Here is a 12,990-nt window from a genome sequence, read left to right on the forward strand (position 1 = left end):
TTAATGGGGATCCTTGCGTTTCCTGCGGGCGACGCGCATGGCGAAGATCAGGAAAAGCAGCAGCACCAGCAGGCTGATGCTGATGGCCGGCACGCTCCACGAGATGTAGCGCCGCCATTCGAAGAAGGCGCTTTCCCCCGCGCCCGGCGGGTGGCTCGCGTCGGGGTTGGCGCTGTCGATCCACGCAACAGGCCCCGCCGCGCCGATGATCGCGATGTTGCCGCGATTCAGCACAAACGGCGCATCGGTCATGCCGGGCTGCTCGCCCAGCGTGTGCCACAGCACGCCCTCCTGGCCGCCCGCGCTGACGACTTCCGCGGTGCTCAGTTGCGTCAGCCCCGAGATGTCCAGCAACGTCGTGTCCTTGCCGGCCACCTTGAGCTGCTTGCGTTCATTGACCTGAACGGCGGGCTTGGCGCCGTCGACCGGCAACTCCATCGCCAGGAACGCGCGGGCCGGTTTGACGGCCTGGCCGGCGGGCGACACCGACAACTCGGCACGCGTGGCCGACACGCCGCTGGCCGCGGCGATGCCGATGACGCGCTTGATGTTGTCGGGCGCGTCGGCCAGATAGCTGTCCGGAATCAGCACCTGCGGTGACCCCGCCATCAGCGGCAAGAGTCCCACGAACGTGCCGTCGGGCTGCGCCTTGCCGGGCTTCACGTAGCTGGTCGGCAGCACGTTCACGGGATAGCCCTGCGGAATCTCGTTGCAGTCCACCGACACGGGCTGGCGCTGGAAGGTCACGCGCACCGCGTTCGTCACGCCCAGCGCATAGCCGGGCACCCGCGCCGTCAGCCGCTCGGGCCGGCCGTCGGCCTCCAGCTGCTTGGCGCCCAACAGGATGCCGTTCCAGAAGATGGACGCCACCGGGCGCGTGGACGAGGCCCCGGGCGCGGCCGCCACGTCCATGATCAGTTCATCCGGCACGCGGCCGTCGGTGGTTACGGCGGCCAGCGGAAACGACGCGTTCCAGTCCGCGCGCGCCACCACGTCAAAGCTCGCCGACGAGCCGCCCAGCGTCGACAGGCGCACGCCGCCATCCTGCATGGACTGCGGGGGGAGGGCGGTCTGCACCTGCACCTGGAGGCTTGCCAGGATGCGGCGCCAGGACGTGTCGAAAACGCCGGCGCCTTGCGCGCCCGCGTCGGCCGCGACGGCGATCACCGCCTGGCGGCCCAGCGACACCAGGCGGATCTCCTTGGACGCCAGGCCGGCGCCAGCCAGCGGCATGCGCTGCTGGCGCCACGCCTTGAAGGCGTCCGCCGCATCGGGATCGGACGCAAGCTGCGCCTGCAACGCGTCCAGCGCTTCGTTGTACTTCGTGCTGAGCGCGGCATCGGCAATCACCACGTCTCCGGCGACGGCCGGCGCGCCCATCACCAGCAGGGCGCCGATCTCGGCGGGGTTGGCGAGCTTGTGCGTTTCCTTGCCGGTCAGCGCGGCAAACGCCGGCACCTGTCCCAGTCCGGCCGGGGCCTGCAGACCGCGCGTGTCGACCGCTTCGCCCACCGCCGGGAAGGCCCGGACCGCCACGCGCTTGCCGCTGCGCTCCATTGCCACGCCCAGGCGCCAGGCGCTGTCGAAGGCCTGCTGGCCCAGCTTGCGGCTGGCGACCATCAACACGGGCTTGCCCGGCAGCGAGCCCCAGGCGTCGTCAAGGCTGTTGATTGCCGACGCGTCATAGCGGTAGCTCAGCCGCGTCTGCGGCGAGATCGTCAGGGCATTGCCCGTGGCGCGGTTGCTTTCGCAGTGGCGCAGCGCGATGTCGGATTGCCAGTCCACGCCCAAGCGCAAGAAACCCGACTCTCGCGTGCGACGTTCGACGGCGAGCGTCCGGCTGGCCGAGCCTTCGCCATCGGCGACGCGCTGCGCCGTTTGCGGCACGCCATCCAGCCACAGCACCATGCTGGTCCGGCCCGGCTCGCCCTTGGTGTAGCGCGCGTCGAAATCCAGCCGCGCGTCCGTGACCGGCACACCACGCGGCACCGGCAGATAGAACTCCTGCCGTGCATCGCTGTTGGACAGTACGACGGGCTCGTTGATGCCCAGGTCTTCCAGCGTGGTGCTGCGCGTCACCATGTCGTCGCTCTGCAGCCGGCGCAGCGCGTCGCCGGCCGGACTGGCCAGCGCGGCCAGCGGCGCCAGCAGCCCCGCCGCGAGCAGGGCGCGGCACAACGTACGGACATCGGAGGCTTGTAAGGAGGAGGGCATGAAAGCTCCAGGCAAGATAGGCATCGCGGCAGAAGTCAGAGGGAGGAGTGGGCGGCAGCGTGGGGAGCGAATTCCGAAACGGCGCGGCCGCAGAGCGCATCGACAATGCGCTGGCTGGCCTTGCCGTCGCCGTACGGATTGATCCGCCGCGAGAAGGCGCTGTGCAGCGCGGGGTCATCAAGCAGGCGGTGCACTTCGGTGACGATGCGGCGCGTATCGGTGCCCACCAGCGCCACCGTGCCGGCCCGCACCGCTTCGGGCCGCTCGGTGACGTCGCGCATCACCAGCACCGGCTTGCCCAGATAGGGCGCCTCTTCCTGGACCCCGCCCGAATCAGTCAGGATCAGGTGCGCGCGCTGCATGAACCACACGAAATCCAGGTAATCCAGCGGGTCGATCAAATGCACGTTGGCCAGCCCGGACAGCTCTGCCATCACCACGCCACGCACCTGGGGGTTCAGGTGGACGGGGTACACGATCTGCAGGTCGGCGCGCCGCGCCAGATCGGCCAGCGCCGCGCAAATGTTGCGAAAGCCCTCGCCAAAGCTCTCACGCCGGTGACCCGTCACCAGCAGCAGCCGGCGGTTCGGGTCCAGCCATGCGTAGCGGGTCTGCAGCATGCGGCTCAGCGCGCTGCCGGCGGTCAGCTTGGCGCAGGTCATCGCCAGGGCGTCGATCACCGTGTTGCCGGTCACCGTGATGCGGCCCGCCAGGTTTTCGCGCAACAGATTGCCGCGCGACTCCGCGGTGGGCGCGAACAGCAGGTCGCCGATTGCGTCGACGACGCGGCGGTTCATTTCCTCGGGAAACGGCATTGCCAGGTTGCCGGTGCGCAGCCCGGCCTCGACGTGACCGATGCGCACGCGGCGATGGAACGAGGCCAGCGCACACGCCGACGCGGTACTCGTGTCGCCATGCACCAGCACGCAGTCTGGCTTCTCCGCTTCCAGCACGCCATCCACGCGGCTGATCAACCGGGCGTACAGGCCATTCAACGTCTGGTTGGGCACCATGATGTCCAGGTCGTGCTGCGCCTTCAATTCGAAGAGCGCCAGCACTTGATCCAGCATTTCCCGATGCTGCCCGGTTACGCAGACCACGCTCTGGATCTGCGGCTCGTTTTGCAACGCGGTAACCAGCGGAGCCATCTTGATGGCTTCGGGACGCGTGCCAAAAATCGACAGGACTTTCATGGCGGTGTGGCCCCCAGCGCCAGTGGCATTTTCTTGCGGCTATTTTGTCTTGAAAGCATTCGTAATATGTGTCGGAATATGTCGAGCTGTCCTGGCATCAGGCGCGTGGTAAAGCCCCGCTTCGCGCGATCGCATCACAGGGGAGATGCAGGTTTCATCCGGAATTTGGGGTCAATTCATCTGTGGCCGTTACAACTGCCAAGATAAAGCACGAAACAATAAATTTCCGTTATGAACGCCGGGCTTCAAACGCGCCGATTCGCGCCAACGAAAATGCCGCGTTGCAAAATGGGGCCGTTGTGCGGATAATCACGAGTAATTCTTATTTAGATTTCCGGGCGTCCCAGGATGGCCGGAGGTCCTTCTACCGCCGTGGCCAGCGACGCGCCGTCCTCACAAATCGAATCCCTGTACACCCACCATCACGGATGGCTTCATGGGTGGTTGCGCCGGCGCCTGGGCAATTCGTGTGACGCGGCCGACCTGGCGCACGACGCTTTTGTGCGCCTTATCCAGAAGCCGCGCCGCTTCGACAGCGCTCCCGAGGCTCGGGCGTATTTGCGAGCCATGGCCAACGGCATGTGCGTGGACCTGTGGCGGCGCCGCCAGATCGAGCAGATGTGGCTGGAAGAGCTGGCCGCGCGGCCCGAGGCCGTGGCCCCGTCGGCTGAACATCAGGTCATCGTCATCCAGGCGCTGCTGGAAATCGACGGCATGCTGCGCAGCATGCCGGTTAAAGCCGCCAATGCTTTCGTCATGGCGGTCGCGTGCGAGATGTCCGACAAGGAAGTGGCGCAGGAGCTGGGTGTGTCCACCCGAATGGTTCGCAAGTATGTCGCCCAGGCCATGCTGCACTGCCTGATGCTGGAGGCTCGGTCGGTGGCCATCGAACCGCCGATCCATGTGAATTCGGCCGCGCCCGTGGGGACCGGTTCGGCATGACAGGCTGGGATTTCCGCGTTCGAGGCGCAACATGACCTCCGTGCAATCCGCCGTCGAGCCCACGCACCAGGCGCTTGAGCAGGCTGCCGAATGGTTTGCGCTGCTGCGCTCCGGCGAGGCCACGCCCGACGAGCGCCGGCGCTGGCAGTCCTGGCTTGAACGCGCGCAGGAAAACCGGACCGCCTGGGGCTACGTCGAGCGCATCAGCAGCCAGTTCCAACCCGTCCAGTCCAGCCCCGGCCGCGACGCCGCCGCCAAGGGCTATTGCATGGCCAATAGCCGCATGGCGCGGCGGCGTCAGATGTTGTTCGGCCTGGCGGCGCTGGCCGGCACGGGCCTGTCCGGACTGGCGGCGTGGCGCCTCACGCCGCTTCCCGGCGTGGTGCTGGCCTGGGCGGCCGATCACCGCAGCGCCACCGGCGAGGTCCGGCAGATCGAACTGGCCGACGGTTCCGTCGTCTGGCTCGGCACCGGCAGCGCCTTCGACGAGGATTACAGCGGCGGCCTGCGCCGGCTTCGCCTCTTGGCAGGCGAAATACTGATACAGACCGCGGCCGATCCCGCACGCCCGTTTGTCGTCGATACCCCGCAGGGCAGGGTGCGCGCCCTCGGCACGCGATTCACGGTGCGGCTCGACGGCGACGAGACGCTGGTGGCCGTCTACAAGGGCGCCGTCGAAGCGCGCACCGCCGTCACGGGCAGCACGCGCGTTATCCAGACGGGCGAGCAGACGCGCTTCACGGATGCAATGCTGGCCGTCACGCAATCCGCCGACCCCGCGCGCGAGGCCTGGTCGCGCGGCATCCTGGTCACCAACAACACGCCGCTGGCGGATGTCGCCAGCGAGCTGCAGCGCTATCGCGGCGGCGTGCTGCGCGTGGCGCCCGAGATCGCCAACCTGCCGGTCATCGGCAGCTATCCGGCCACCGACCCCGATCGGGCGCTGGCCATGCTGGAAGGCGTTCTGCCCATCCGCATCCAGCGGACCTTGCCGTGGTGGGTCAGCATCCAGCCGCGCGGTGGTCCGGTCGGCAGCCGCTGACGCGATCCTCACCCTTTCCCGCCGCCCGCCCGTCCGCGATTCATCGCGATTCGCACGGCATCGCAACAATTTTTCTCCCACCCGGTTCCGCTTTTGAGGTTCTCGTTCGATTCCCCTAATGAGAGCGAATTCAATCGCACGGCTCGTCGATAAACCTCATCGGAACCCAGTTCGTCATGCCCCGTCATTCAGTCCTTGCCGCTAAGCGGCCGCCCCACTCATTCCGCCGCTTGGCGGGCCGATCCCGCCTGACCCGCACGGCGCGTCTCGTGCAATGGGCGATCGCGGGTGGCGTGGCGGTCTTGGCCGTCGACGCGCCGGACGCCTATGCGCAGACCGCGGCGGCTCAACAATCCGCCGCAGCCGCGACGCGGCATTACGACATTCCCGCTGGCCCGTTGAGCACGGTGCTCGCCCGCTTTGCCAGCGAGTCAGGCGTGCTGGTCGCCGGCGCCGGCGAACTCGCGCAGGGCAAGCAAAGCCCGGGCGTGTCGGGCGACCTGGACCCGCGCGCCGCGTTGAATGCCTTGCTGGCGGGCACCGGCCTGGCCGCATCGCCGGCAGAGGGCGGCAGTTATGTGCTGCACCGCGCGGCGCCCGCCGGCGGTGTGGCCACGCTGGCGCCCGTCACCGTCCAAGCCGACGGCTTTGGCGCCACGGAGGGTTCGAACAGCTACGCCATGACCGGCCCCTTGTCCTTCGCCACCGGCCTGCCGCTCACGCAGCGCGAGACGCCGCAGACCATCAGCGTCATGACGCGCCAGCGCATCGAGGACGAGGGCGTCGACAGCATCGAGGCGCTGCTGGACCGCACGCCGGGCATCTCGGTGCAGAACATCGGCACAGGACGGTTCTCGATTCTTTCGCGCGGCTACAACATCGATAACTATCAGTTTGATGGCGTCCTGACCGCGACCGACATCGTGTCGCAGAACATCCCGCAGAGCCAGACGGACCTGGCCATCTATGACCGCGTCGAGGTCCTGCGCGGCGCAACGGGGCTGATGACGGGGGCGGGCGATCCCTCGGGCACCGTCAACCTCATCCGCAAGAAGCCCACGCGCGAATTCCAGGGCTATGCCAGCGTGGGCGCAGGCACCTGGGGCCGTGGCCGCGGCGAACTGGACGTGGGCGGGCCCATCAACGACGCCGGCACCTTGCGCGGCCGCTTCGTCGCTGCGCACGAGCAGGGCAACACGCATATCGACTATTACAAGGAAAACAAGTCGGTTTTCTACGGCGTGCTGGAGGCCGACCTTACGCCGAACACAATGCTCACGGCGGGCATCGACTACCAGAACAACGATCCGCGCGGACAGTCGTCGACCGGACTGCCGCTCTTTTACGCTGACGGTCAGCAGACCGATTTCAAGGCGTCCGACAACGCCGGGGCACGCTGGAACACCGACGAGCTCAAGGTCTACAACGCCTTCCTCAACCTCGAGCACAAGTTCGTCAACGACTGGAAGCTCAAGTTTTCGGGCAACTACCTTCACGGCAAGCGCGAATTTTCGTCGGCCGACGCCAGTTGGGGTTTCGTCGAGCGCAATACGGGCGACGGCGTGCAGTTCTATGGCGGCCTGGGCAGCGCCCGCCAGCGCCAGACCGGCTTCGACGTGCAGGCGGCCGGACCATTCGAATTGTGGGGAAGGCAGCACGAGTTCGTCGTGGGAATGAATTGGGCGGAGTTCAATAACTATCACGAGCCGGCCGACGACGACATCGAAGGCCGTGACGTCAACATTTACACCTGGGGCAACGACACTGCAGGGCCTACCGCGTCAGGCCAGAAACTCATGGATTACGACGGCTGGCAAAAGCAGCAGGGCGTCTATTCCGCGTTGCGCCTGAAGCCCACAGACGACCTCGCCGTCATCGTGGGCGCGCGCGTCAGCAACTACCGCTACAAGCTCTCGCAGATCTACACGTCGCCCGCGCTGGCGCGAAACAACAAGATCACGGAAATGAGCGAAAGCGGCGTTGTCACGCCCTACGCCGGCATCGTCTACGACCTGAACGACCAGCATTCCGTCTATGCCAGCTACACCAGCATCTTCAAGCCGCAAAGCGCCCGCGATCGCAATGGCAACGTGCTGGACCCGCGCACCGGCGACAACTACGAAATCGGCTTGAAGAGCGACTACTTTGGCGGCCGCCTCACCAGCGCCATCGCGCTCTATCAGATCCGCCAGGACAACCTTGCCGAAGTCGACGAAGGCCAGTTCGTGCCCGGCACCGTGCGGGAACCGGCGTACCGCGCCGTCAGCGGCGCCAAAACGTCGGGCCTGGATATCGAGTTCAACGGCGAATTGGCCCCCGGCTGGCAAGCCGCGCTCAGCTACAGCTACAGCATCACCAAAGACGGCGAGGGCGGGACTATCCGAACCATCTTCCCGCGCCACATGGCCAAGCTGTGGACCACCTACCGCCTGCCCGGCGACTGGCACCGCCTGACCGTGGGCGGCGGCGTCAACTGGCAAAGCCGCATCTACTACAGCGCCACCACCTGGTCCCTGCCGGGCGTCACCCTCAAGGGCGAGCAGCCCGCCTACGCCGTCGCCAACCTGATGGCGCGCTACGACTTCAACCGCCAGCTCTCGGCCACGCTGAACCTGAACAACGTGTTCGACAAGAAGTACCTGCAGGGGCTGGACACCACCTTCTACACCGGGATCTACGCGCCTACCCGCCACGCCATGCTGACGTTGAAGTATCAGTTCTGACCTGGGAGGCCGCGCCCGCGCCCGACCTGCTTCGGTTGGAGGGGGGAAGGCTGACGTGGGCGGCCAGGCGACCCGAGCTGCCTGACGCGGCCACCCTAATGCGAGTAAGGTACGGGAAAGGCCGTTTTGCCTGGCACGCCGGCCTGTGCCGCCAGCAGGAACCGAACACCATGAAGATTCATCACGCAGCGCTGCGCCTGCTGCTCGCCGGGGCGGCCATTGCAGCCCTCGCCGCCTGCGCAGAGACCCCGCAGCAACCGCGAAACAACGTGGACTACCGCAGCCGGCCGCTGGATTCGCCGGCGGGTTCCAATAACAACGTCAACCCGTCCGGCCAGCGCCTGACGATTCAATCGGGCGAGGGCGAACGCCTGAATCTCCCCTGGTTCATCGAAGGAGCCCAGGACTGGGTCAACCGGCAGTGACCCAGACGAAAAAAATCCTCAAGGGTCTGCACCCTTGAGGATTTTTGGTTTCAGCTGACGTTGCTGAACGGAATTTGGTGGAGCCGGGGGGAATTGAACCCCCGTCCGCAAGCCCTCCGCAACCAGTTCTACATGCGTAGTCGATTTATTTGGTTTTAACTTTGGACTTAGCCAACCGACAGGCCGGACCAAAGCGATTCACGTAATTTAAATCTGAGCCGTGTGACCCCAGCGCAGACCGATTCCTTGTGAATGTCGCTGCTGCGGTTCGAGGGTTACCCCCCTAGGAAGTTGCCTTCCTCCGCCTGACCCAAGGACAGATCAGTGCAGCGGCTCACCGCTTAAGCGGCGAGAGCGAAACGCTCGTCGTTGGCGTTTGTAGTGTTCCAGTGGTTTAACGAGCGTACTGGTGCTCGGCATGCCCTGAGTTGTTTCGCGACCCACGTCGAATCCGGATCGGCCCCAAGACCTTCCATTGTACTGCAAATGCAAGCGCCTGCCATCCTGTAAACCCAAGCGGTGTCAAGCGTGGCGGGGGCGAGACAAGCTTGGCGTCAGGCCGCGTTGGCGCACGCCGCCTTGGATTGCCGCCGGCCCCGGGACGCCGCCATCATCAGCGCGGCCAGCCCGACGGCAACCGCCACGATGACGGCCGCGGCGCCGCCCAGCGTCGCCAGGCCGTAGTGGTCGATCACATGTCCGCCAACCACCGCGCCCAGGCCGATGCCGATGTTCGCGCCGGAGATGTTCAGCGACGCGGCAAACGCGGGCGCCTCGGGGGCGGACTTCATCAGCCGTACGTGGCAGACGATGAAAAGTGCGGCCTGGGCGATTCCCCAGATGCCCAGCGCGACAGCCAGTAGACCGTGCGACTGCATGACCGGCGCGACGAACGCCAGGCCAACCGCCATCAGCGACGAGAACAGCGCCGTGGCGCCGAGCGGGCTGCGGTCCACCAGGCGTCCCCCCAGCGTGTTGCCCACCAGCCCGACGGCGCCAAACGCCATCATCGTCCAGCCGACGGTCTTGCCGTCGAAGCCGCCCAGCCGCTCCAGCATGTCCGCCAGATAGGTATAGGCCGTGAACATGCCGGTGAACACCAGCAGCGAGAGCGCCACGTGACTCACCACGATGGGTTTGCGCAGGATGCGTAGTTGCGTGACGAGGCGCACGCTGTCGGCGCGGATGCGCGTGCTGGGGAAGGTCAGCAGCAGCAGCAGGGCCTTGGCAAACGCCACCACAGACAGCACCCAGAACGCGGCGCGCCATCCGAACGCGTCCGAGATCAGCACACCGATCGGAATGCCGAACACCGTGGCGGCCACGATGCCGAACGCCACCGTCGAAATGGCGCGTCCGGCGCGCGCGGGGCCCACCAGTTCCACGGCGGTCGCGCTGGCCAGCGACCAGAACACCGGCAGGGCCAGCGCCGGCACAAAGCGCGCGATCGCCATGATCCAGATGTTGGGCGCCACGGCGGCCAGCGCGTTGGACAGGCCAAACAGCACCAGCACCCCGATGAACAGGCGCTTGCGCTCCATGTTGGCCATCAGGGCGGTGAGCAGGGGGCCGGTCGCCGCGACCGTGAAGGCAAACAGCGTCACCAGCAGGCCTGCCTGGGAAACGGTCACGTCCAGATCGCGGGCAAGCCCGGGCAGCAGCCCCACGATCAGGAACTCGGTGGTCAGGATGGTGAAGCCGGCGGCGGAAAGTAGCAGGATGGGCAAAAGCATAGGCATTCCTTGGACGCGAGGCCGGATGGCGCCGCGCGGGCAGGGAGTTGAAGGCAAGGTCAAAAGGTCGGGCGTGCGCCGCGTCAACGTAGCGGGCACGGTGCGGCGGGACGCGGAGGTCCGCCAGCACGGAGATGTCGTCGCCGCCTGCGAGAGGCTGCAACGCCGGCATGAGCCGGAAACGGAGCGATCCGGACAACCCGGATCGCGATGCACGGTTCACACTTTAGGGGAGATCGCCGGGCGGATAAACCCCCGGCATCCGGATAGATTGTTCGGCCTGCTGCACTAATTCGACAGAACAATCGCCGGCAGCTGCGGCGTCATCAGCGGGGATGCCGCGTTGGAAGGTGCGTCATCACCGAAGGCGGGGCGTGACCGAAGGCGGGGCGGACGGGCAAACGACCCAGCCCCGGCATTTAGCGCAAGTCGCGGGGCAGCAGCGGCTCGATGGCGGACCAGAGTTCCTCTGGCGAATTCGCGCAGGTTTCCGCCTGCCAGGCAATGACGTTGTCGTCTTCGCCGACGTAGCCATAGGCCGCGGCCACGGCGGGCATGCCCGCCGCGTGGGCGGCCTGGATATCGCGCAGGTCATCGCCGACGTAGACGCAGCGGTCGGTCTCAAAACCCGCTTCGCGCGCGGCGTGTTGCAAGGGCAGGGGATGCGGCTTGGCGTGGGCGGTGGTGTCGCCGCAAACCAGCACGGCGCTGTCGCGCGTCAGGTCCAGGAATTCGACGATGGGCAGGGTCAGGTAGGTGACCTTGTTGGTGACGATGCCCCAGGACATGCCACGGTTGCGGATGTCGGCCAGCAGGTCTTCGATCCCGGGGAACAGCTTGCTGTGCACCGTCGAGCTGGCGGCGTAGTCTTCCAGAAACTGCAGGCGGGTGGGCTCATAGTCTGCGTCGCCCGGTTGCAGGTTCAGCGCCACGCGCAACAGTCCGCGCGCGCCCTGAGATGCCACGGGACGCAGCGCCTCGTACGCCATCGGCTCCAGGCCGCGGCGGGTGCGCTGACGGTTCGCGGCGGCTGCCAGGTCGGGGGCGGTGTCGGCCAGGGTGCCGTCGAAATCGAACAGGATCAGGGCGCTCATTTACGGGTTGCCATCAGATAGTTGACCGAGGTGTCGGAAGTCAGCGAGTAGATCTGGGTGATCGGGTTGTATTCCATGCCGCGCATGCTCACCGGTTCCAGGGCGGCGCCGCGCGCCGCCGCCGACAGCTCGCTGGGCTTGATGAACTGGTCGTAGGTGTGGGTGCCGCGGGGCAGGAGGCGCAGGACGTACTCCGCGCCGATGATCGCGAACACGAACGACTTGGCGTTGCGGTTCAACGTGGAAAAGAACACCCAGCCGCCGGGTTTCACCAGCGTCGAGCAGGCGCGCACGATCGAGGCCGGATCCGGCACGTGCTCCAGCATTTCCATGCAGGTCACCACGTCATACTGGCCTGGCTGCTCGGCAGCCAGTTCCTCGACGGGCACCTTGCGGTATTCCACCTTCACGCCCGATTCCAGGCCATGCAGGCGCGCGATCTTCAGGGACTTGTCGGCCAGGTCGACGCCGGTTACGTCGGCGCCGCTCCGGGCCATCGCTTCCGACAGGATGCCGCCGCCGCAACCTACGTCCAGCACCTTGCGGCCGGCCAGGCTGCCGGCGCATTCCTGAATCCACTCCAGCCGCAGCGGATTGATGGCATGCAGCGGCTTGAACTCGCTTTCGGGGTCCCACCAGCGGCTGGCCAAGGCGCTGAACTTGTCGATTTCGGCCTGATCGGCGTTGACGGAGGCTTGCGCGGTGTCGTGAGTTTGCGTGTTCATGGGCGGTCCGGCGTAAGGCTGCTCTATATATAGAGGGGTCCAGCGCGCTAGGCGAGGAAGGGGCTTGCCGATGCACCAGAGGGGTGCATCGCAGGCGAAAAAAAGGGCCTCGCTGTGCGAGGCCCCCTTATTGTAGCTAGTCCGGCAATTACTTGCGGCTACCCACGATTTCGATCTCAACGCGACGGTTCTGGGCGCGGCCTTCCTTCGTCTTGTTGGAAGCGATCGGCTGCAGTTCGCCCTTGCCTTCCGTGTAGATACGGTTGGGGTCGATGCCCAGGCTGACCAGGTAAGCCTTGACCGAAGCGGCGCGGCGCTCGGACAGCTTCTGGTTGTACTGTTCGGTACCGATCGAGTCGGTGTGGCCGACGGCGATGATCGTTTCCAGATCGATGGTGCTGGCTTGCTGAGCGACTTGCTGCAGCAGTTGGCGACCTTCGGGCTTCAGGGTCGACTTGTCGAAGTCGAAGAACGTGTCAGCATTGAACACGACCTTTGCCGCCATCGGGGCCGGCTTCGCCTTCTGTTGGGCAACCGGGACGCCGTCGCAACCGGGGATGCCGGTGGCCGGGGTCCAGAAGGCATCGCGCCAGCACAGTTCGTTCGTGCCGTTCTTCCAAACGTTACCGAACGGGTTGCGCCAGTTGTCCACGGTTTGCGCGGAAGCTACACCAGAGGCCGTGACGGCGGCGAAGGCGAGCGCCAGAGCGAATTTGGAGGGTTTGTTCATGTTTCTCCTCGTTGAGCTTGAAGCTGGATAAGTGACTCGCAGCGAACCCCCGCCGCATATCAGGAAAACGGGGCCAGTATAGCAACGCCAAGAGCTGGTTCAAAGGAATAGCTACTGGGTTTCCTGCGTGCTGGAAACAATCTTAAGGCATTTGGGGGGCTTTGGCTTC

10 protein-coding genes and 1 other RNA gene are annotated in these 12,990 nt (G+C 66.0%); 4 read left to right on the forward strand and 7 right to left on the reverse strand.

Going from position 1 to position 12,990, the window contains the following annotated elements; translation table 11 throughout:
- Nucleotides 1-2,214 (reverse strand): cellulose biosynthesis cyclic di-GMP-binding regulatory protein BcsB, encoded by a 2,214-nt coding sequence (locus AB3147_RS07290; protein ID WP_367351652.1) that lies wholly within the window; start codon nt 2,212-2,214, stop codon nt 1-3.
- A gap of 35 nt (nt 2,215-2,249) precedes the next feature.
- The gene (wecB, locus tag AB3147_RS07295; RefSeq protein ID WP_367351653.1) at nt 2,250-3,407 is read right to left on the reverse strand and encodes a non-hydrolyzing UDP-N-acetylglucosamine 2-epimerase; all 1,158 of its coding nucleotides are present in this window, start codon (nt 3,405-3,407) and stop codon (nt 2,250-2,252) included.
- A gap of 348 nt (nt 3,408-3,755) precedes the next feature.
- On the opposite strand from wecB, the gene AB3147_RS07300 reads away from it, so the two are divergent.
- The 4 genes from AB3147_RS07300 to AB3147_RS07315 all read left to right on the forward strand — a co-directional run bounded on the left by AB3147_RS07300 (nt 3,756) and on the right by AB3147_RS07315 (nt 8,539).
- Nucleotides 3,756-4,349, forward strand: coding sequence for a sigma-70 family RNA polymerase sigma factor (locus AB3147_RS07300; protein ID WP_218345153.1), 594 nt, complete (start codon nt 3,756-3,758; stop codon nt 4,347-4,349).
- Nucleotides 4,350-4,380: 31 nt separating this feature from the next.
- Complete coding sequence (locus AB3147_RS07305) at nt 4,381-5,391, forward strand: FecR domain-containing protein (RefSeq protein ID WP_218345152.1); 1,011 nt, start codon at nt 4,381-4,383, stop codon at nt 5,389-5,391.
- A gap of 269 nt (nt 5,392-5,660) precedes the next feature.
- On the forward strand, nt 5,661-8,114 hold the full coding sequence (locus tag AB3147_RS07310) for a TonB-dependent siderophore receptor (RefSeq protein WP_367351654.1): 2,454 nt from the start codon (nt 5,661-5,663) through the stop codon (nt 8,112-8,114).
- A 170-nt stretch (nt 8,115-8,284) separates the two neighbouring features.
- Complete coding sequence (locus AB3147_RS07315; protein ID WP_175137404.1) at nt 8,285-8,539, forward strand: hypothetical protein; 255 nt, start codon at nt 8,285-8,287, stop codon at nt 8,537-8,539.
- 75 nt (nt 8,540-8,614) lie between these two features.
- On the opposite strand, the gene ssrA is transcribed toward AB3147_RS07315, so the two are convergent.
- The 5 genes from ssrA to ompA form a co-directional block, all read right to left on the reverse strand.
- Nucleotides 8,615-9,003: a transfer-messenger RNA gene (gene ssrA / locus AB3147_RS07320) on the reverse strand.
- Nucleotides 9,004-9,093: 90 nt separating this feature from the next.
- Complete coding sequence (locus AB3147_RS07325; RefSeq protein WP_367351655.1) at nt 9,094-10,272, reverse strand: MFS transporter; 1,179 nt, start codon at nt 10,270-10,272, stop codon at nt 9,094-9,096.
- Between the two features lie 419 nt (nt 10,273-10,691).
- Nucleotides 10,692-11,366, reverse strand: a complete 675-nt coding sequence (locus AB3147_RS07330; RefSeq protein WP_175122840.1) for an HAD-IA family hydrolase — start codon at nt 11,364-11,366, stop codon at nt 10,692-10,694.
- Nucleotides 11,363-12,091, reverse strand: a complete 729-nt coding sequence (gene ubiG, locus AB3147_RS07335) for a bifunctional 2-polyprenyl-6-hydroxyphenol methylase/3-demethylubiquinol 3-O-methyltransferase UbiG (protein WP_367351656.1) — start codon at nt 12,089-12,091, stop codon at nt 11,363-11,365. The genes AB3147_RS07330 and ubiG overlap by 4 nt, the downstream gene beginning before the upstream one ends.
- A gap of 148 nt (nt 12,092-12,239) precedes the next feature.
- Nucleotides 12,240-12,821, reverse strand: a complete 582-nt coding sequence (gene ompA, locus AB3147_RS07340) for an outer membrane protein OmpA (protein ID WP_056322232.1) — start codon at nt 12,819-12,821, stop codon at nt 12,240-12,242.
- Between the last annotated feature and the right edge of the window lie 169 nt (nt 12,822-12,990).

The organism is Achromobacter animicus (assembly GCF_040775605.1).
Lineage (GTDB): Bacteria > Pseudomonadota > Gammaproteobacteria > Burkholderiales > Burkholderiaceae_B > Achromobacter > Achromobacter animicus.